We start from the raw sequence: 21409 nt of genomic DNA on the forward strand, positions 1-21409 counted from the left end.
AGGTTCAAATGGATAGTTTTTTCATAATACTTTTAGTCTTTTTTATCGTTTCTGCTAACATTATTGGATTTCTAACTTACAAAAAAAAGAAAAGTCTATATTACTCAGCTTTTACTATATTATATCTCGGGGTTTTATTTGGCTCCATTGGTGGTGCAATAACCGTATTTGTTATTAATGATCCTTTTGCAATATTTTATGGTCTGCAAGTAGCGTACTATTTACTAATTAACAGTGTTATTGTTTTTCTAATTGCTATTTTAACGAGCGTAATAAAAAGATTTAACAACAAAACAACGTAGTTCCTGACAAGGCAGATATAGGGGGTATTTTTGTGAAGTTATTGTTATGTATTTTATTAGCCGGGCTTTTAGGTTTTTTGGCTATTCATAATCCTATTGGAATTTTTATCGTATGTGTAATTGTTGTAGGAGTCATTTTTAGGGCATTTATTTTAATTAAAGAGATTCATAAACAAGTAGTACCAGCCAACAGCAATGACAAGGTAAAAGAAGCGTACGAAAGATATATAGAAGATAGAGACGAAAAACAAACTTAATACGTAAAGTGAAAATGGTATTTTTACTGAACTAAAAACAGTACACTGCATTAGGATAGGAGATTCATATTTAAACCGCCCTGTACCTCTTTTTTAAATTACTTAAAAAACAAGCAGAAAGCCTAAGCTCTCTGCTTGTTTTTCATTTTGTTCTATTCGCAATCTCGATTGCGCGGTTAGTTCCTTCTGCCGCTGCATCTAGAGCTTCTTTAGGATCCATCCCTTGATATAAATTCTCCAACGCCGTCACAATTTGCTGACGGGATTCTGGGAACACTGATATTAAGGCACCCTGAGTAGCGATAGATGGCTCTGTGCTTTGTAGCTGTTCTACCGTTACTTTTAACTGTGGCATCTTTTCCCATGCTTCTTTAACAATGTCTGCTTCATATGCAGAAGGGTTAATCGCAAAGTATCCTGTATCTAAATGCCACTTAGCTTGAACTTCTGGAGTAGTTAAATACTTCATGAACTCCCAAGCTGCTTTTTGCTCAATTTCAGCGATTCCTTTAGACATCCATAAAGATGCCCCTCCAATTACAACACCTTTACGATCTACTTCGTCTGCGTAAGGAATGTATGCAGCACCCACCTCAAATGGCGCATTATCAATAATTCCTCGTACACCTGCCGAGGAATCCATATACATAGCTACCTTCCCTGATTGGAAAGCTGCTCGAATATCATCCCAGTTCGTTCCGAAGTTACCAAATGTACCAGCCTCATTCATAGTATTTAAGAATTCAAACACACGTTGACCTTCTTCTCCGTTGAAAACCGCTTCTGTTGCATCGCCAGCACGACCGTTGTCTTCATTTACATAAAGACCACCTTGTGTGGCTACTAGCTGCTCAAAGAACCAACCGTATGTTAGCATAGAAAAGCCCTTCATCTCATCTGTTTTAAGCTTTGCTGCTGCATCAATTACCTCCTGGAACGTTTTAGGAGGGTTCTCAGGATCTAAGCCGGCTGCTTTAAATGCATCCTTGTTGTATAGCATTACTGGTGTAGAGGAGTTAAATGGCATAGAGTATAGCTCTCCATCAAGAGAATAATAATTTAAGATATTCTCCTCTAATTGAGACAAGTCATAGTTATCTTCATCGATAAACTTTTGCATTGGCTCGATAAATCCACTTTCAATCATATATTTAGTACCTACCTCAAACACCTGCGTTATGGCCGGAGCGTCTGCAGTACCCCCAACACTACGAAGCTTAGTTAACGATTCTTCATATGATCCTTGGAATTCTGCCTTTACCTCGTAATCCTCCTGGGATGCATTAAAGTCAGCGACAATATTATCAAGAGCTGTTTGCCCTGAACCTGACATAGCGTGCCAAAAGGAGATGACTGTTTTACCATCTTCGGATTTTTCAACATCCTCGTCGCTTTTTTGTACAGGTTCTGTCGATGAACTGTCATCACTATTTGTACATGCAGCTAATGCTAGAATACCTAACAAAATCATGAATAACCACGTAAACTTAAACTTCTTCCTCATGTCATACACCTCTTTTTTTAGTTTGGAACAACTGTTATTTTAGAGCCCCTTGCGTTAACCCTTTTTGCAATTGCTTTTGACCTAAAAACAATAGTAGTAGTGTTGGAATAATAACAACGATTACCCCTGCCATAACCACCCCCCATTCTGTTGCAACCTCTTGCGACTGCAGCTGTTTCAAGCCAATTTGTACGGTTCTTACAGAGTTATTAGTTGTAACTAGTAATGGCCATAAGTACATATTCCATGTTGTTAGAAACCCATATGCTCCTAATGTTACTAAACTAGTTTTAGAAACCGGCAAGATTACACGAACAAAAAACGCAAATCTACTGAGCCCTGCAATCTGGGATGCCTCATGCAGCTCTTTCGGTATTGTTTTGAAATGCTGTCTAAGTAAAAATGTCCCGAAGGCTAAAGCAAAAAATGGTAATGTCATCCCTTGGTATGTGTTAAGCCAGTTTAGATTTTGAATGGTAAAGAAATTGGGAATCATTGTTGCTTCCCACGGAATCATCATCGTGGAGATAAAAAGGAAAAATACAAAGTCCCTTCCTTTGAATGGGATAAAGACAAAGGCATAGGCCGCTAAACTACATACGACCAGCTGTCCAAGCATAACCCCAAACGAAACAATGAAACTGTTAATCAAATAGTTTAATAGAGGCAATCGATCAAACACCTTCACATAATTATCAAAACTGAAGGTTGACGGCAAGAATTTTCCTTGTAAAATTTCGCCTCCCGTCATGAAGCTTACCATCAAGGCATAGATAATCGGGAAAAACATAATCAGGGCAGTAACGATCAATAAAAAATACACAATGGAGCGCTTTAGTATTCTCATTGGTAATGCACCTTCTTTTCCCCTAGCTTAAATTGTAAAATTGTAACGAGTAAAATACATATAAATAAGAACACCGCTTGAGCACTTGCAGTACCAAATTGAGCGTTTACAAATGCCTCTCGATAAATGGAATACACGATTAAGTTAGTGGATTGGGAGGGCCCGCCCTTTGTTAAGATATCCACCTGTCCAAACGTTTGAAACGCATTGATGAGAGAAATGGTAATAATAAAAAATAGGGTGGGAGAGAGCATTGGTATAGTTATTCTTCTCAAACGATACCAATAGCTTGCTCCGTCAATACGAGCACTTTCGTATAAGTGCTCATCAATATTTTGTAGTCCCCCTAGCAATATTAGGAAGCAGAAGCCAGTGTTCAACCAAATCGTTGTCAGAGACACCGATAGCAAAGCCCATGTTGGATCTAGAAGCCACTCGACTTGTGGAAGATTCAATATGGAAAGGACTTTGTTGAACATCCCAATACTTGGGTGAAATAAGAATAGCCACACAACGGAGGAAGCTGCCACGGAAACCCCCATAGTGGAAGCATAGATTGTACGAAAGAATCCGATTCCTCTTAGCTTTTCATTGGCAAGTAATGCTAGGCCTAGCGCAATAATAATTCCAGTAGGCACTGTATATAGTACAAATAGGAATGTGGCCTTTATACTGTTTAGAAAAGCAGACGATTCAAGCAAATAAGCATAATTTTCCATACCAACAAACACTGCAGCCTCTCCTGCTTGGTTGGTTAAGAAAAAGCTTAAATAAATGGTGCGAAACATTGGATAAAAAACAAAAACGGAAAATAAGATAATAGATGGTAATAAATATAAAAGAGCTGTTCGAGCATTCAGTGAGCGCTTCCAGAAACCTTTCTTTTGCTTAGATCTGACGGCAGTTACATGGTTTGATTTCACTACTGTCATACAAATACCTCTTTACCAAATACATGGTTTTCTACATCAGAAGGTTTTTTAATAATCTCCTTTGTTACGCTATCAAAGAAGCAAAAGGAATCATAGTTCATGATGACTGGTATTTTATCACCGACAGCTATCTGCCATTGACCGCTCCATTTAACTTGCCATTGCTGATCATTCAATGTAAATGAAAATACAGTTTCATTTCCTAAAATTTCTACATTTACAATTTCTACAAATACCTTTTCCTCTGCTGTCGACTCCTTTGTCGCTGCTTTTATATGCTCCGGACGAATACCTACAATAACTTTGTCTGTCAGGTAGTGTGCGTCCTCAGCTGGTACGGAAATAGTAATGAAATCATTTAACAAAATAGCACCCTGTTCTTTACTTCCTATGCCTTCCGCAATATTCATCGGAGGTGAACCAATAAAGGTAGCTACAAAAGGATTGGCTGGATTATTATAAATATCAATTGGTTTGCCTATCTGTTGGATAGATCCTTCATGTAGGATCATAATGCGGTCGCCCATTGTCATCGCCTCAATTTGATCATGCGTCACATAAATCATAGTAATTCCAAGTCTGCGCTGGATTTGTCTAATTTCAGATCTCATGTGCGCCCGAAGCTTAGCATCTAAGTTAGATAATGGTTCGTCCATTAGACAAATTGGCGCTTGGTTTACGATGGCTCGGGCAAGAGCAACTCGTTGTCTTTGTCCACCGGAAAGCTCTCTTGGCTTACGTTTTAAGTAATCAGAAAGCCCTAGCATTTGAGCAACCTCTATTGTTCGATTGTTACGTTCTTCTTTAGAGATTTTTTTTACATGCAGACCAAATTGAATATTTTCTTCTACCGAAAGATGTGGGTATAAAGCATAGTTCTGGAATACCATAGACAAATCACGCTTACTTGGAGGTAAATCATTCACTTCCTGCTCACCAATCTTGAGCACTCCTCCTGTTATCTCTTCTAATCCCGCGATCATTCGAAGCATTGTACTTTTTCCACACCCCGATGGACCAACAAGAACAAAAAATTCCCCTGGTTCAATCGTTACGTTAATATTAGAAATAACGTTAGATTGTTTGTCGTATGATTTAGAGATATCGATCAATTCTACTCGCTTCAAAAGATTTCCCCCATTCTCTAATCAATTATGTTACCGAAGCTTCAAGTTTATAGATTTTACTATGGAAGCTAGTAAAATATGTTTTTAACATTTTTCCATAGCTATGTAATCTTTTCTTAACCATATTACTAAAAAGAATATTCTAAATCAAAGAAATTTACAATCTTTACAGAATATTTAATTTTATACAAAAAGTTAACAGTTCTTGGAGGATAAATTTATGCGTAAATATCAATTAATCCTACTTATATTTGTTTTGCTTATTAGTGGATGTGTAGGGAAAGAAGTGACACCCATTGCTTCAGAAGAGTTTTTTATCATCGCGCATAGAGGAGCATCCACTTATGCACCAGAGCATACAATGGTCGCTTATGAGGTTGCTGAGCAGCTAGGGGCTACTTATATTGAAATTGATTTACAAATGACGAAAGATGGAGTATTAGTTGCCATGCATGATGAAACAGTAGACCGTACTACTGAAGGTGAAGGGTTAGTAAAAGATTACACATTAGAGGAATTAAAAGAGTTGAATGCCGGGAAATGGTTTAATGAGACATATCCAGATTTCGCTAATACTGCATATGAAAAGGCACGAGTTCCTACATTAAGAGAAATATTTGATAATTTTGGTGATAGAGTCAACTACTATATCGAGATGAAATCCCCCAAAATATATGAGGAAATGGAGGAGGAATTGCTTTCTTTGTTAGAAGAATATAACTTATTAAATCACGAAGAAGATGTACCGAAAGTAATCGTCCAATCCTTCAACCGTGCTAGTTTAATAGAATTTCATGAGCTTGAACCAAGCATACCCCTTATCCAACTGCTCGGTAATAAAGAGGAAGCTAAATTTACCAACCAGGAAATGAAAAGCCTAAAAACCTATGCAAGTGGCATTGGAGTCAACGTGAATGCTGTAGATGGAACCTTTGTCCATGAAGCACACGAAAACGGGCTGAAGGTACACCTGTTTTCCTTGATAGGAGAAGCAGATATAAAAAAAGCCTTGCTTTACAAGGCTGATGGTATATTCGCAGATGCTCCTAACGTTGCTTTAGAAATAATAGATCGTACACAAAATTAAATCTGTTGTTTCAAAACTTTTTCACAAAGTCTTTTAAAATGAATTTCAAATTTCTCATTGTCTTCTTTTTGACGTTTTCGTGGTCCCTTCATTCGGCCACCTGCTTGTCTTATTTTTTTGGATATATGTCTACTCTCTAATAGCTGGTCTATATTCTCTGGTGTATACCATCTTCCATTTTGGTCTATTGCATAGCCTCGCTTAGCTAAAACCATGGCTGCAAGACCATAATCCTGGGTGACAACAATGTCGCCCTTATTCACTTTATTGACGAGCACAAAGTCTACAGCATCTGCGCCTTTCGAAACCATGACTGTTTCAGCACCTTCCCTCTGCATATAATGTGCAGTGTCGCATAACAACGTTACCTTCAAATCGAACTGTTTTGCGATATCAATCGTTAAATCCACGACAGGACAGCCGTCCGCATCTACTAGTACATTCACCATTTTGAGCACTCCTATCAGCTATATATCCTACATTGTATACTAAATGATTATTTTTATGAATGGCTATGTTAAAGGGTAGGGTTACTTTTATGATCCAAAGAAATCTTAGATCAGAGAGTAGAATTGATTTCCGCGCCAACCGGACGCTTTCCGCGGGGTGAGCGATAAGCCATCACCCATCGCTTACGCGCGTGGTTGTGATGTCTTATCTGTCTCACTCATCCCGCCGGAGTCGCCGTCTGGCGCTCCAATCAATAAATGGAAACAGCTTTAGCATCGATAAAGCACTAATAAATTTACTCGCATAAACATAGCTGATTTCATCATCTATTTATGTTCTTAATAGCCATTTGAAAGTTCCTTTGTTTACAGTCACTATAAAAAAGAATTGGTTAGTCAAAATCAACCAATAACTTTAACAAAGCTTTATGAATTTAGGTGCAGCCGCACAAGTCTTTTTTACCGCCGTTTCTATTCTAAATAAATACCTTAGTTGTATTTGGCAATTAGTTTTTAAAAGTCTTCACAAATTATATAAATCAAAAGGCATGGATATATGCTTCCATACCTTTTATATTGAACCTTTACTTATATTCACCTAATATCTCCACTGCTTTTTCTGTTATAGATGTATCCACCGCTTTATCAAAGTCAACGTCACCGCTAATTGCTCCATTTTCTTTATATACGTCATATTGCTTTAACACGTCATCTAAAAACATTTTTCCATTAGGATCTAAGCCTGTAACAAATACTTTTTCCCATAACACTGGATCTTTTAGTGAAGTATACTTTGTCATAATTTCAATGATTTCAGCTTTTCCTTCACCCTTTATAAATGCATCATTATAATCCCGGACACCTTTTAAATAGGCTGCCATGAAACGGAGCGAAACATCTTGTTCCTCACTCATAAATTGAGGCGAACCTAAAACCATGGCGATTTGAGATTCCGGTGCATAATCCGTAGCGTCTCCAAAGCGCTCATGAAATCCGTTTTCAATCCCTTGGGCTATTAGTGGTTCAATTTGAAGTGCGGCATCTATCGAACCATTTTCAATCGCCCCTAGCATGCTTCCAAAGTCTCCAAGTAATACAAACTCTACATCCTCAGGTGTTAATCCTGCATGCTTCAGCATTTCTAAAAAGATAAATTCATCAATCGAGTTTTTAGAGGAAACAGCAATACGCTTTCCTTCAAAATCCTTATACTCCTTGATGACATCCTTCATGTGGTTTCCAATGACGAATGAGAAATACGACTTACCTGGCACATTGTGTCCCTTGTCTGCAATAATTTTTACGTCAATCCCTTGGGCAATGGCATTAAAAAATGAAGCAGTTGAAACCCCACCGGCAATATCCACGTCTCCCGAAGCAAGTGCAGGAAGCATTTCATCACTATTTGCAAATTGCGCAAACTCTACTTCAATATTGTAGTCCTCAAAATAACCTTTTTCTTTTGCAATGTAAAAACCTGCCCCAGAGGCAGCCCCGTCTTCCGCTATAATTACTTTTACTTTCTTATTTAGCGGTGCCAAGTCTCCAGAAGGGTTATCCTTACTTACTTCATCATTTACATTGTCAGATCCTTCTTCTTTTGGACTACAAGCACCTAGTAAAAGAACAATAGATGCAAATAGTATGAACCAGCGTTTCTTCACAACTTTCCTCCTTTATTTTCTCGATTTTTGAACTTCTTGCTGTAAATGATTCCAAATCGTTATAAACTGTTCCGCCATTTCTGCATTTGCCCTAACCTGCTCCATTGTACGGGGTCTTGGCAATGGAACTTTTATCTCACTTACAATCTCACCTGGATGAGAGCTCAATAACACGATACGGTCACTCAGCAACAAAGCCTCATCAATACTATGAGTGATAAATAAAACGGTCTTTTTGTTTTCGGACCAAATTGATAGTAACTCTTCCTGCAATATGAATTTGTTTTGTTCATCCAAGGCAGCAAATGGCTCATCCATTAACAAAATTTCTGGATCATTGGCAAAAGCCCTAGCAATACTAATCCGTTGCTTCATCCCTCCAGAAAGCTCTTTTGGATAAAGCGAAGAAAACTTACTTAAACCTACCTTTTTTAAGTAGTAGTCGGTTTGCTTTTTAACGTATTCCTTTGGAAGGTGCCTCATTTTTAAACCAAAAGCAACATTCTCTTCAACGGTCAGCCAAGGAATAACCCCTTTTTCTTGAAACACCATAGACTGTAGCGGACGTTCCCCTGCTTCCGATGCAATTAAAAAGGAGCCAGAGCTCGGAGTTTCTAGTCCCGCAAGGATGCGTAAAAGAGTTGTCTTTCCACATCCACTTGGTCCAACTAGACAGATAAATTCTCCTTCCTCTACCTGCAGAGAAATATCCTTTATAGCTGTAACACTATTACTTTTTTTATAGAAAATCTTCGTAAGATTATCAATGGAAATTTTAACTTTTTCGCTCATTTAACTCACCTCCATGGGACAATTCTCTTTTGCAGTCCACGTAGGAGAAGGGAAAAAAGAAACCCAAAAAAAGAAATGAGCACTAAACCAACGAACATTTCCTTCAACATGAATGCCTTATAAGAGGTCCAGATTAAATAACCGATACCAGAGGTTGCCCCCATCATTTCTGCGGCAACGATTGTTAACAAAGCTATTGCCTGCCCCATTTGAATACCTTCTAGCATTACTGGCAAGGCACCCGGGAAAGCAATTTTCAAAAAGAAATCCTTTGGACTTGCACCATAGTTTTTGGCTACATCGAGATGTACCCTATCTATGTTCAAAACACCAGCCACTGTATTAATAACGACAGGAAAAAATACACTCCCTGCAATAGTAACTACCTTTGAAAAATCTCCAATACCGAAAAGGATAATGATGATTGGCATTAAAGCTAATGTTGGAATCGGCATAAATGCCATTACTATAGGGGATATAAAGTGTCGAATAGGAGCATACAATCCCATTAACAGCCCTATGATTACACCTGGAATTACACCGAGTAGGAAACCCATTGCAATTCGGTAAAGAGAGACTGATACATGAGTCCATAGTAACCCACTTGTAGCAAGCTCAAAAAATGTCGAAACTATTGCTGTAGGAGGAGGGAAAAAGCGTATATCTAAAATGCCCGTTCGTGAGAAGACCTCCCACAGGATTAAGATGAGTATTGGTGAAGTAATTGTTAAAAGCTGCTTACCACGTTCTTTTAGTTGTTGCTTTTTCCATTCCTTTTGTTCCGTTTCATAGGGATCGTAGTCGCTATCCACGAGCCCATTTTCATCGCGCATCTTTCACCACCTCTTTCTAAAAATAATATGTCGAATGGGGAAAATATGTGACCACACCTACATGGAAATTGACTTAAAATGTAGATTTTGGTAATTTTAAAATAAGAAAGAGGGGGTTAATATGACAGACAAACAATTAAGATCCACAAAAGAAATGCCATATTTTATTTTAAGCATCCTATTTAGTTTATTAATTTACGTTATAGCTATAGCTAGTATTTTTGGGATCGCAATCATTCTTGTTTTATTTTTTATCAGTACATATGCACATCTTATGAATCTTAGCTATATTCGATCAAATGGTATCAGAGTTAGCCAAAGGCAGTTTCCAGATGTCTATGAACGAATAACTCGTATGTCTGAAGATATGAATTTAAAAAAAGTACCAGATATATTTGTAGTTCACTCCGAAGGTGCTTTTAACGCTTTTGCAACCCGGTTTTTAGGAAAGAATATGGTTGTGCTCTATTCAGAGGTATTTGAGCTTGCTAGGGAGCAAGGCGATGCAGAGCTAGATTTCATCATAGCTCACGAGCTTACACATATTAAACGAAATCACATTTGGAAAAATATATTAATTACACCCGCTCGTTTAGTGCCGTTCCTTTCCCAGGCGTATAGTCGTGCATGTGAATATACATGTGATCGTCAAGCAGCTTATTTCATTAGAGATGGGGCAGCTGCTAAGCGTGGCCTTACAATTTTAAGTATTGGGAAGGAGCTCTATAAAGAGGTAAATGAGGATGCCTATTTAGAGCAAATTTCCACAGAGTCCAATGTTTTCACATGGCTTGGCGAGGTCTTATCCTCCCACCCACCCACTCCTAAAAGAGTCCAAGCAGTCGGTCATTTTATGCAAGTAGAAGGGACTCCTACCTACTATACGAATGCTAATAAAATCGCTCTTGGTTTAGGCGCATTATTTGGTATTTTATTCATTGGTTATTTAGGGATTATAGGAATAGTCCTGGCAGGCTCTCTTACCTATGCAAGCATTTTTCCTGATGACCTGCTAGAGGATGAATCTGCATTAAATACTTTAACTTCGGAGGAGTCGACACTAGATACAAGCTCTTCACCTTCAGACCAAGACACTTACAATTACACTCCTTTAATGAATGCAGTCGTGGATGGAGACTATACGAAGGTGCGAGAGCTTATAGCTAGCGGGGTAAATTTAGAAGAAAAAGACACAGAGGGGGCAACTGCCTTACATCAAGCAGTATATTTAAATGACATTATGATGGCAGAAATTTTACTCGAGGCTGGGGCAGACCCTAACACAAAGGATCTCTATTCCAACGCTTTGACAGCCACCTTTTATCATGAGAATTACGAATTGACAGCTCTATTGTATGAGTACGGGGCAGATCCGGCCGTAGTTGACCCAGAAGGTTACTCGGGAAATAATATTCTAGGTGTTCCTAGTGGGCAGTTCGAACAGACATTGAATAGTCTACTTCAACCAGTAAATTGAAATACCTATTTTAAAACTATCCTCTCCTAGTTTTGGACAGATCACTCCCGTCGCGGTAAGCGTCCAGCTGGTGCGGAAATCAATTCGACTTTTTGATTAATTAGCATAGTCTATTTTTTAATAATTCCAATGAGGGGAAGTAATAAGATTTGGAATGCAATGAACCAACTGTAAATGACAATAAAAAAAAAATTAAATAAACTATTAAAGGTCTTCATCATTGGAAGCTTGTTAATCGTCGGACTTGTCGGCTACGGAGTATATTGGGCTTTTTTTGATATGAATAGGTTACCAACAGGAGAATATCTTACAGAAGAGATTTCACCTAATGGAAAGTACACATTAAAAGCATATGTTACGAACGGAGGCGCAACCACATCATATTCTGTTCGTGGCGAGCTGGTATTTAATGATAAAGATAATAAAACTAAAAATATCTATTGGAACTATCGAGAAGAAAGCGCAAGTATTTCTTGGAAAGATAATAATACAGTAATAATTAACGGTCATACATTAGATGTTACAAAGGATAAATTTGATTTTAGAAGACATTAATAATCATAAAAAAGCTCGCGAAGATGAAATTCCGCGAGCTTTCCTTCTATATAATTGAGTATTTATAACTTATCACTTACCCGGAAAAACCTACCATTTACTATGCATATTTTTCATCTTAATGCCTATTACGTAATGATGTTACATTATTTGCGTTTGTCTCCCAGCTAATCATTAATTCCTTCTGTCTATTCTTTAAATCCTCAAAAGGTTCTTCCATTACTTCGATACGATCAAATTTTTCTAAGAAGACAGAGGCATCTTTCAGTCTTTTATATCCTCCAAAGCCATGGTCATCGTTTAATAACCAAACGACACGCTGAATTTTAGCAAATAGTATTCCTCCTGTACACATTGGACAAGGCTCGAGGGAGCTATAAAGCGTAAATTTTTTGTGTTTAATTTTAGCATCAAACATTGCAGTCCCAGCATTTCTTATCGCATCCATTTCTGCATGTGCCGTAATATCCTGACTAGGGTGTACTCTATTTCTACCTTTAGCAACGAGATTAAAATGTTCATCCACAATAACTGCTCCAACTGGATAAGTATTTTCCTCTAATGCTTTTTCTGCTTCCCCTAACGCCATCTCTAAAAAATATCGATCCAAGTCCATGACATCCCTCCGTTACTTAATCACAAACTTTGTTTGGCTGTAGCCTTCTTTTAGTTTCTCGACTTCAAGTATGGCAGGAATAGCCGACTTAAGCTCACTCACATGAGAAATCACACCAACCATGCGTCCAGATTTTTGAAGATCTACCAATGTGTCTATCGCTTTATTTAAAGACTCTTCGTCTAGTGAACCAAAACCTTCGTCGATGAACATCGTATCAATTCTTACACTTCCACGATAGCTTTGGATGACGTCTGCCATACCAAGCGCAAGACATAGGGAGGCATTAAATTTCTCTCCCCCGGATAATGTTTTAACATCTCGGATTTGCCCAGTGTAAGCATCATATACATCTAGACCTAGTCCACTTTGCTTGCCGTGGGTTTCCTGTCTATCACTTCTCATTAGTTGGTACTGTCCATTCGATAAATGCTTGAGTCTTTCATTTGCTGCATAAATAATCTGTTCTAAGTACTCTATTTGTATATAGCGTTCAAAAGAAATTTTCAAAGGATTTTGCCCTCTAAGTAAATCGTATAAATCGAGAATATGACTTACTCGTTGCTCTAACTTAGCAATACGATCGCTGGATAATGCTATTTTTTCTTGAATTTCTATGCCCGCTTTTACAAACTCCTTAGTACTATTCAAAGTATTTAATGCAGATTCATATGCAGTTTTAAGTTGGCTTAACTCTTCTTCAAGGGCGTTCAAATCGACTTTACTCTTACCTTCTAGCTTCTTATAACCATCCTTCACTTGTTCGGTAAATGTATGTACCGCCTGTTTATATGCTTCACAACGTTCTCTTAACGCCTTCCGCGCAGGTTCATCCATTCTTGCTTCCTCATACTCTTCTTTAGTTTCAAAACCAGCCTTTACTAGCGATTGTAAAAATTGTTGTTTAGCCTTCTCTTGCTTAAGTATTGCTTCCTCTGCGGATTGAATGGCATGCTCTAATCTCATTTGGGCTTTCGTATGGGATTCCTCTGCATCTTTATGTTGCTTTTGAGCCTTCTCCCATGTTTCTTCTAATAGAAGCTTTTGTTTAGTAGCAGCATTAATTTGTTCATGAAGCTCCTCAAGATTAGAAATTGTACTTGGGATAGAGCTTTGTTTGGACTCTAGGACGGCATTTGCCTGCTCATATTCGGCCTTTGCATGGATATAAGCTGCTTCTATATTATTCTTGTTTTCTTCTAATTCCTCTATTTGTCTTACACTCGTTTTGTACGTTTCTTTTAAGGAAATTAAGCTTTCTTTATCAGAACGGAGACCTTCTATTTCATTTTCTAGCTGATTTAGATCCATTTTTACTTGCTCTATATCTAGAATAGATAATTGTAGCTCTTCTAGCTGTTCCAAGATTTTTTCTATGTTCTCAAGAGCATGCTCTCGTTTGGTACGTATAGTTAAGTAGCTAGTTTCCTTACTCGTAAGATCTTTTTTCAGCATCTGCACTTGCTCATCCGTTAATATAGCTTCATGGGTATAAGTGCTTGTTGGCTTATGCTCGGTACTACCACATACAGGACAAGCTTCGCCGTCTACGAGCCTAGAGGCAAGGATACTCGCCTGATTATTAAGCCATCTGCCTTCTTCATATTGAAGAGTTTGCTGGGCTTTCAGGTATATCGTCTCTTCCTTTTCTTCTATGCTCTTCAATTCCTCAAACTTGGACTCCTGCTGTATAAAATCCTGCATTAGTTGATATTGCCCTTTAATCTGAGAGTATTGTTGAACCTTGTTATCTAATGGATTTACTTGCTCCTCTAGTTTCTCTATTTCGTTTTTCATCAAAAGGTGGCTTGCCTTAGCTTGTTGGTATGTAGCTATTTTAAGTTCATGCTGCTCCTTGAGATTACGTTGCCTAACCTCTAACTCTTTTAACTGCCGCTTCCTTTTTTCTAGGTCTTCCATTAAAGGTAATAGAGCATTTAGCTGGATTAAAGCTTCTACACTTTGCTCACGGTCTTGCTTTTTGCTTAACTCTTTGAGATAGACCTCTTCCATCTGAATTAAGGAATTAGATGTTAAGGATAGCTCCTCTTTAGCTCTAAGCAATAAGCTTTCCTTTAAATTTCCTTCAGTAACTGTTTCTTTATAGTGACTCTCGATTGCTTCTATAGTATTTGCCCGTTCTGCTGCCTCTAGTCTAATTTCTTCCTTTTTGCATGTTTCTTCCTGACTAAGAAGACGCTGGAGGTTTTGCTCTTTTAACTCAAGCTCCTCCAACTGGGTATTGGTGGTTTTTGCATTGTAATAGGCTGATTGCTTTGCTACCTGATTTTCATATGCCTCTTCACAGAGGAGCTCGTCTTTTTCTATTTTATCTCGGTAATAATTAGTCTCTGCCTGTAAAGCATCCTTTAACTGGAATATATTATAATTACCTTCCTCCAGGAGGTCAAAAAGAATAGACTCCCGTTTTGGAAAAGAGGCCATAATCTGTTCCGAATAACTATTACGCGTGTTTTCTTCTTTTTTAAGCTCTGCCTCAGCAACTAATTTTTTCTCTTTAAGTCTTTCATTAATCAGCCTGTAGGGTTCTGTTTTAAATATTTTTCGAAGAATTGCTTCCTTGTTTTCAGTAGAAGAGGTTAATAGCTTCCGAAATTCACCTTGTGGCAGCATGACAATTTGGCTGAACTGATCTTGAGTAAGTCCAATGATATCCTCTATTTTCTTGTTAATCTCTGAAACTATTTGTCTTTCAACAACAGGTACTTCCCCTGTCTCCTTTATTTCGAAGAACTCATATTTTTCACCCGTTGAGCTTTTATTTCCTTTTTTAACGTGAGGAAGCTGTCTTAAAATACGATATTTGCGGTTAAATATTTCAAATATCAATTCAACAGAAGTATGCGTTTGATCCAATGCAAAATCACTGCGCAACATTTTTGTATCTTTTCTATCCTCTCCACTCCCAGAGCCATAAAGGGCAAAGCTTATTCCATCAAATATTGTCGTTTTTCCTGCTCCAGTGGCTCCAGATATTACAAATAATCGATGATCCATCAAATCCAGGAAGTTAATCGTTTCCGTATATTTATAGGGACCGAATGCTGTCATTTTTAACTGAATAGGCTTCATGCTCTGCTTCCTCCTTCTCTTTCTTCAAGCATCAATCCGGAAAGTACTTCCTTAAATAGTTCTTTTGTTTCCTCTGCCGGAGATTGTCCCTTGATTTCCTCATAGAAGGATTCAAATAGCATTAAGTCATCCATCTTCTGACGACTTTTTGGTTCTTCTGCTTTTCCTATTCCAAAGGATTGGAATACTTTTCTTTCTACATGCATGGCATTTGGATATACAGTTCGAATTTGCTCCATTGGTGAAAGTATTGGCGTTTCATCTAGTAACTTCACGAAAATGTAATCCTCGCTTGTAGGATGCTGTAAAATGTCATTCAAATAGCCTTCCACTGTGCGCATATCTCTTTTAGGGGTAAGTAATCTTTTTTCTACTTTTGCACACCCTTTTTCATCTATTTCTACTATTAGAAAGCCTTTTTTATGGTTTTCCTCTGAAATGGAATATTTTAAAGGAGATCCCGCGTATTGAATGGTTTCATTTTGCACAAAATGTGCTTGATGAAGATGGCCTAACGCTGTGTACTTGAAGTTCTTAAATAGCGAAGCATCTACATACTCAGCTCCACCAATGGCAAGCGGTCTTTCTGACTCACTAGTATTATCCTCTTCCCGACCTTGAGGAGTAACAAAGGCATGTCCTACAAATACATGTCTTTTTGAAAAATCCATTTGCAATTCAATAGCTTCCACTATTTTTTTCATGGCTAGCTGATGACTGGTGATTGTTTCATCCTCGAGTATGAACCTAACCTGAGAAGGGTCCATATACGGGATTAGATGAAATTCTACTTCTCCATATTCATCACTGATTGTCACAGAATTAAACTCTTTTGTTAGTTGTCCCACTATATGTAAACCAGTTTCTTTCATAATGTTTCTTCCAAAATTTAAACGGCCTGGGCTGTCATGGTTGCCCGCAATACTTAAAACAGGAGTCTGATGCTTTAATACAATCTCTGCAAGTACATTGTCCAACAAATTTACAGCTTCTGCAGGTGGTACAGCACGGTCATATAAATCTCCTGCTATGATTACTACATCTGGCTTTTCTTCCTCAATTGCTTTTATAAATGAAGCCAACACATGTCTCTGATCTTCTGTCATATAGATTCCTTGTACTAATTTACCTAAATGCCAGTCGGCTGTGTGAAATATTTTCATGAGTAATTACCCTCCTACACTGAAGATTTTATGTTAATTTATATCTATTTTATCATTTAAGGAGGACAGGTTATATTAACTTGCCGAGATTTCATATAAAGTTAAATAGTAAATATGTAAAGATTATGATTAAAAGGAGGATTTTATATGTCCACAGAAACTTATCAAATAATAGCCATAGCTATCTATATGGTTGCCATGCTTGCTATCGGATATTATTCGTATAGAAAGACAGTTAACCTGACTGATTATATGCTAGGAGGACGTTCACTCGGCCCAGCTGTTACCGCTTTAAGTGCAGGAGCTGCTGATATGTCTGGGTGGCTCCTAATGGGATTACCAGGAGCAATCTATCTACATGGTATGGGAGAAGCTTGGATAGCGGTTGGTTTAACCATTGGTGCATATTTAAACTGGCTATATGTAGCACCACGCTTACGCGTATACACACAGGTTTCGAATGATTCGATCACTATTCCGAGTTACTTAGAAAGTCGCTTGAAACAATCTTCCCGTTTATTACGCGTTGTATCAGGTCTCATTATTCTTTTATTCTTTACTTTCTATGTATCCTCAGGGATGGTTGCTGGGGGAGTATTTTTTGAAAGCTCGTTCGGTTTAGATTACCACACCGGTCTCCTAGTAGTATCTGCTGTTGTAGTTGCTTACACTCTTTTCGGAGGATTTCTAGCAGTTAGTTACACTGATTTTCTGCAGGGACTCCTAATGTTTTTAGCATTGATTTTTGTGCCGATTATCGGTTTGTTTGCTACTGGAGGGCTAGATTCAACAGTGGAATCTATTAAAGAAGTTAACCCTAATCATTTAAGTCTAATCGCTGGGACTACTACAGCCGGTATTATTTCTTCCTTGGCATGGGGTCTTGGTTACTTCGGACAACCTCATATAATTGTTCGATTTATGGCCATCAGTTCAGTAAAGGAAACCAAAAATGCTCGTCGTATCGGTATCGGCTGGATGATTCTAAGTTTAGTTGGAGCTATTTCGACAGCTTTAGTAGGACTAGCATATTATAAGCAACATCCTGAATTGACTCTTACTGACCCAGAAGCTATTTTCATTGCACTCGGTCAAATTGTTTTTCATCCTTTTATAGCAGGACTAGTACTTGCTGCTGTCTTAGCAGCTATTATGAGTACTATTTCCTCTCAATTAATCGTTACATCATCGGCATTAATAGAGGACTTGTATAAAGCATTTATAAAAACAGATGCTTCCGACAGAACATATGTAAATTATGGACGTATTGCTGTATTGGTAGTATCGATAGTTGCTGCAGTGCTTGCTTGGGAGCAAAACGAGACTATTTTAGGCCTTGTAGCCTTTGCATGGGCAGGCTTCGGTGCATCATTTGGTCCTGTCATTTTACTTTCACTTTATTGGAAAAAGATTACTGCTTCCGGAGCACTTTCAGGTATGGTCGTTGGTGCTGTAACTGTTGTAATCTGGAAGGCTAACGAAACACTTAAAGACGCATTATATGAAATAGTTCCCGGCTTCCTTTTAGCTCTGATTGTTACGGTGGTAGTGAGCTTACTAACCTATAAGCCTAATGCTGAGATTGAAAAAGAATTCGATGACACCGTTCAATTATTAAAAGAAGAGCGTAAAAAATAATAAGAAAAGGGCTAACCTCACACTACAGGTTAGCCCTTTTCTATATATTGTCCTATATGATACTTGTCATAGTGTTGACTTGACGTTTATGCCTACTCCTAATACCAGCATTGCTTTATAGTTAACATAACGAAATATGTATATAGGAGGAATTATAATGAGTAGAGAAAAAACACTTGAATTACGTAAGAATGTAAAACCATTTGAAAATTCCGAGTTGAAGAAAAGCATAGTACAGCTCATCAATACAATTCCACCATTTTTTATCCTCTGGTTTTTAGCCTATTTAAGCCTCGACATTTCTGTATGGTTGACTGTTGGATTATCCATCATTGCTGCAGGATTTGTCGTTCGTATATTTATTATCTTCCACGATTGCACACACGGATCTTTCTTTAAAAATAAAAAAGCTAATAATATAACAGGAACTATTACAGGTATCATTACCTTATTTGCATACGAGAAGTGGAAGCGCGAGCATAACATCCATCATGCAACTAGTGGCAATTTAGACAAACGTGGCGTTGGTGACATTTGGATGATGACAGTTGAAGAGTATATAGAGGCTTCACCGATGAAACGTCTTTCTTACCGACTATATCGTAATCCAATTGTTATGTTTGGTTTAGGACCTGCCTTGTTATTTCTAGTAAGTAATCGTATTAACCGTAAAGGCGCTAAAGGAAAAGAGCGTTATAATACGTATCTTATTAACATTTCAGTAATTGCTATTTATTCTTTCATGATTTGGCTAATTGGCTGGCAAGCATTTGCCATTATACAAGGAACTATTCTTTTTGTAGCAGGAGCTTTAGGGATTTGGTTGTTCTACGTACAGCATCAGTTTGAAGATTCCTACTTCGAAGATGAGAAAGAATGGGATTATGTAAAAGCTGCGATCGAAGGAAGCTCTTACTACAAATTACCAAGAGTGCTACAATGGGTAACAGGAAACATTGGTTTCCATCACGTTCATCATTTAAGTCCAAGAGTACCTAATTACAACTTAGAAAAAGCACATGAATCTACACCACCCTTACACAAAGCTACAACTATAAATCTTCGTACAAGTTTACAATCTATTCATTTCCGTTTATTTGATGAAGAGAACAAAAGCTTTGTAACCTTTAAAGAGATTAAGCATTTGCTTAAACAATCTAAAGATGCAGTAAATCTTAATGCTAAAAATACAACAATTGAAGGAAAATAGACCTCTCTTAAAACCATTCCTTATCCACTAGGGGGTGGTTTTACTTTATAATAAAAGAAAGTGTATACGTGAAAGGTGTCTGTTAAATGAATAAATGGTATCAGATTTTCCCTAAAGCTCCCTGGCTAAGTATTTATGCTTGGGTCGTATTTTGTATCTTTCCTTTTTTCTTTATTTTTCGTTCAAACGAGCTATCTGAAATCATTATAGGTCTGCTCTTCACAGGAATATTCTTTCTTGCATACCGTCTTTCTTTTAAGTCGACAGGTTGGTTTTTATATGTTTGCTTAGCTATTGAAATAATAATTAGCTTATTGATGACCTATTATTATGGGTATATTTACTTTTCTATCTTTCTTTCCTTTTTTATCGGGAATATTACACAAAGATTGGGCTTCTTCTTAATATATAGCCTAAATATTCTCTCCACCTTAACTGCTGTTATTATCGGCTTTTATATAAAAATAGAATTATTTATTTCTCAATGGCCATTTTTGGTTATATGTATACTTGGGGTAATTTTATTGCCTTTTAGTACTTATAATCGTCATAAGCGAGAAATGCTAGAAGGCCAACTAGAAGATGCTAATCAGCGTATTGCTCAATATATGGTTATTGAAGAACGTGAAAGAATAGCAAGAGACCTACATGATACACTTGGTCAAAAGCTTTCCTTGATTGGTTTGAAAAGCGACTTAGCTGGAAGGCTAATGGATAAGGACCCTGAAGCAGCTAAGCATGAAATTCAAGATATTCATCAAACAGCTCGTTCTGTTTTAAAAGAGGTACGTGAGCTCGTTACAAATATGCGTGGTACTAAATTGGAGGATGAGATTTATAGAGTGCAGCAAATACTTAATGCAGCAGGTATTTCTTGTAAGTTTAGTGGCTCCCTTCATCTTGTTAAAACACCGCCTATTGTTGAAAACATGCTAAGTATGTGTCTGAAGGAATCCGTGACTAATGTGGTAAAACATAGTGGAGCCACTGCCTGCTCTATTTCATTAAAGCAGTCAGCAAGGGAAACTTTATTAAAAGTACACGATAATGGAAAAGGATTAGACCTTAGTAAAGACTGGATTAAAGGTCATGGATTGCAAGGAATTAGGGAGCGACTGGAATTTGTTAATGGTACACTAGATATTTATTCAAAAAATGGTACAACGATTAATATCAGAGTACCAAATGTAATATTACAAACACGGCAGGAGGATTAGACATGATACGAATTGTCATCGCTGAAGATCAACGAATGGTTTTAGGAGCACTTGGATCTCTTCTAAATTTGGAAGAAGACATGGAAGTAGTAGGTAAAGCGAATAACGGAGAGGAAGCTCTTGCTCTTATTAAGCAGCTTCAACCTGATATTTGTATTATGGATATCGAAATGCCTATTAAAAGTGGATTAGATGCAGCAGAGGAATTAAAGGATCACCCATGTAAGGTAATCATCTTAACTACCTTTGCACGCTCAGGCTATTTTGAAAGAGCGCGTAAAGCAGGCGTAAATGGATACCTTTTAAAAGATAGCCCTAGTGAGGAGCTGGCTAACTCAATCCGAATAATTATGGATGGTCGACGGATCTATGCTCCAGAATTAGTTGATATGGCCTTTGAAGAAGAAGAAAATCCGTTAACAGATAGAGAAAGCCAGGTGCTTGAGCTAATCGCTAACGGAAAAAATACGAAAGAAATCGCAAGTGAGTTATATATTACTCCTGGTACTGTCCGAAACTATATTTCAGTAATATTAGAAAAGCTTCAAGTGGGAAATAGAATTGAGGCAATATCTCGCTTTAAAGAAAAAGGTTGGTTTAAATAATTTCTTTCCCCTGTTACCATTTTCCATATTTTACGTCTAAT

Annotated in this window: 20 protein-coding genes; 9 read left to right on the forward strand and 11 right to left on the reverse strand. The window is 37.6% G+C overall.

Annotated elements, in window-relative coordinates; genetic code table 11:
- Positions 1-8 precede the first annotated feature (8 nt).
- On the forward strand, positions 9-302 hold the full coding sequence (locus tag HF876_RS06705; protein ID WP_169359303.1) for a 3-isopropylmalate dehydrogenase: 294 nt from the start codon (positions 9-11) through the stop codon (positions 300-302).
- 32 nt (positions 303-334) lie between these two features.
- On the forward strand, positions 335-559 hold the full coding sequence (locus tag HF876_RS06710) for an ATP-dependent Lon protease (protein ID WP_169359304.1): 225 nt from the start codon (positions 335-337) through the stop codon (positions 557-559).
- Between the two features lie 142 nt (positions 560-701).
- Here HF876_RS06710 and HF876_RS06715 read toward each other — a convergent pair whose 3' ends face one another.
- From HF876_RS06715 to HF876_RS06730, 4 genes are read right to left on the reverse strand one after another with little or no spacing between them, the layout of a single operon-like run.
- Entirely contained in the window at positions 702-2063 is a 1362-nt protein-coding gene (locus HF876_RS06715; RefSeq protein WP_169359305.1) for an ABC transporter substrate-binding protein, read from the reverse strand.
- A gap of 34 nt (positions 2064-2097) precedes the next feature.
- Positions 2098-2910, reverse strand: a complete 813-nt coding sequence (locus HF876_RS06720) for a carbohydrate ABC transporter permease (RefSeq protein ID WP_169359306.1) — start codon at positions 2908-2910, stop codon at positions 2098-2100.
- Complete coding sequence (locus HF876_RS06725; protein ID WP_169359307.1) at positions 2907-3842, reverse strand: carbohydrate ABC transporter permease; 936 nt, start codon at positions 3840-3842, stop codon at positions 2907-2909. Before HF876_RS06725 ends, HF876_RS06720 begins: the two co-directional genes overlap by 4 nt.
- Positions 3839-4969: an ABC transporter ATP-binding protein gene (locus tag HF876_RS06730; protein WP_169359308.1), complete on the reverse strand. Its 1131-nt coding sequence runs from the start codon at positions 4967-4969 to the stop codon at positions 3839-3841. The genes HF876_RS06725 and HF876_RS06730 overlap by 4 nt, the downstream gene beginning before the upstream one ends.
- Before the next feature lie 220 nt (positions 4970-5189).
- On the opposite strand from HF876_RS06730, the gene HF876_RS06735 reads away from it, so the two are divergent.
- Positions 5190-6056, forward strand: coding sequence for a glycerophosphodiester phosphodiesterase family protein (locus HF876_RS06735; RefSeq protein WP_169359309.1), 867 nt, complete (start codon positions 5190-5192; stop codon positions 6054-6056).
- Here HF876_RS06735 and HF876_RS06740 read toward each other — a convergent pair.
- From HF876_RS06740 to HF876_RS06755, 4 genes are all read right to left on the reverse strand, one after another.
- Entirely contained in the window at positions 6053-6505 is a 453-nt protein-coding gene (locus HF876_RS06740; RefSeq protein ID WP_169359310.1) for a YaiI/YqxD family protein, read from the reverse strand. The two genes, HF876_RS06735 and HF876_RS06740, sit on opposite strands and share 4 nt — an antisense overlap.
- Positions 6506-7089: 584 nt before the next feature.
- Positions 7090-8169, reverse strand: coding sequence for an ABC transporter substrate-binding protein (locus HF876_RS06745; RefSeq protein WP_169359311.1), 1080 nt, complete (start codon positions 8167-8169; stop codon positions 7090-7092).
- Between the two features lie 12 nt (positions 8170-8181).
- The gene (locus tag HF876_RS06750; RefSeq protein WP_169359312.1) at positions 8182-8961 is read right to left on the reverse strand and encodes an ABC transporter ATP-binding protein; all 780 of its coding nucleotides are present in this window, start codon (positions 8959-8961) and stop codon (positions 8182-8184) included.
- A 5-nt stretch (positions 8962-8966) separates the two neighbouring features.
- Positions 8967-9794, reverse strand: a complete 828-nt coding sequence (locus HF876_RS06755; protein WP_169359313.1) for an ABC transporter permease — start codon at positions 9792-9794, stop codon at positions 8967-8969.
- A gap of 121 nt (positions 9795-9915) precedes the next feature.
- Between HF876_RS06755 and HF876_RS06760 the strand changes: the two genes are divergently transcribed.
- Together HF876_RS06760 and HF876_RS06765 are read left to right on the forward strand one after the other, a co-directional pair.
- Positions 9916-11271 carry a M48 family metallopeptidase gene (locus tag HF876_RS06760; protein WP_169359314.1) on the forward strand — a complete coding sequence of 452 codons (1356 nt, stop codon included), beginning with the start codon at positions 9916-9918 and terminating at the stop codon, positions 11269-11271.
- A 174-nt stretch (positions 11272-11445) separates the two neighbouring features.
- Complete coding sequence (locus tag HF876_RS06765) at positions 11446-11826, forward strand: DUF5412 domain-containing protein (RefSeq protein ID WP_169359315.1); 381 nt, start codon at positions 11446-11448, stop codon at positions 11824-11826.
- Between the two features lie 118 nt (positions 11827-11944).
- On the opposite strand, the gene HF876_RS06770 is transcribed toward HF876_RS06765, so the two are convergent.
- The 3 genes from HF876_RS06770 to HF876_RS06780 are packed head-to-tail and all read right to left on the reverse strand — an operon-like array spanning position 11945 to position 16698.
- A complete protein-coding gene (locus HF876_RS06770; protein ID WP_169359316.1) occupies positions 11945-12442 on the reverse strand; it encodes a nucleoside deaminase in 498 nt (165 codons plus the stop codon).
- Between the two features lie 12 nt (positions 12443-12454).
- Positions 12455-15535 (reverse strand): AAA family ATPase, encoded by a 3081-nt coding sequence (locus HF876_RS06775; protein ID WP_169359317.1) that lies wholly within the window; start codon positions 15533-15535, stop codon positions 12455-12457.
- The gene (locus HF876_RS06780) at positions 15532-16698 is read right to left on the reverse strand and encodes an exonuclease SbcCD subunit D (RefSeq protein ID WP_169359318.1); all 1167 of its coding nucleotides are present in this window, start codon (positions 16696-16698) and stop codon (positions 15532-15534) included. The genes HF876_RS06775 and HF876_RS06780 overlap by 4 nt, the downstream gene beginning before the upstream one ends.
- Positions 16699-16845: 147 nt before the next feature.
- Between HF876_RS06780 and putP the strand changes: the two genes are divergently transcribed.
- The 4 genes from putP (at position 16846) to HF876_RS06800 (ending at position 21368) form a co-directional block, all read left to right on the forward strand.
- Positions 16846-18336: a sodium/proline symporter PutP gene (putP, locus tag HF876_RS06785; RefSeq protein ID WP_169359319.1), complete on the forward strand. Its 1491-nt coding sequence runs from the start codon at positions 16846-16848 to the stop codon at positions 18334-18336.
- A gap of 157 nt (positions 18337-18493) precedes the next feature.
- Complete coding sequence (gene desA / locus HF876_RS06790) at positions 18494-19546, forward strand: Delta(5) desaturase DesA (protein ID WP_169359320.1); 1053 nt, start codon at positions 18494-18496, stop codon at positions 19544-19546.
- 86 nt (positions 19547-19632) lie between these two features.
- Positions 19633-20763, forward strand: coding sequence for a sensor histidine kinase (locus HF876_RS06795; protein WP_169359321.1), 1131 nt, complete (start codon positions 19633-19635; stop codon positions 20761-20763).
- 2 nt (positions 20764-20765) lie between these two features.
- Positions 20766-21368 (forward strand): response regulator transcription factor, encoded by a 603-nt coding sequence (locus HF876_RS06800; protein ID WP_169359322.1) that lies wholly within the window; start codon positions 20766-20768, stop codon positions 21366-21368.
- The last annotated feature ends 41 nt before the right edge of the window (positions 21369-21409 follow it).

It is taken from the genome of Psychrobacillus sp. BL-248-WT-3 (genome assembly GCF_012843435.1).
In the GTDB taxonomy this organism is placed as follows: domain Bacteria; phylum Bacillota; class Bacilli; order Bacillales_A; family Planococcaceae; genus Psychrobacillus.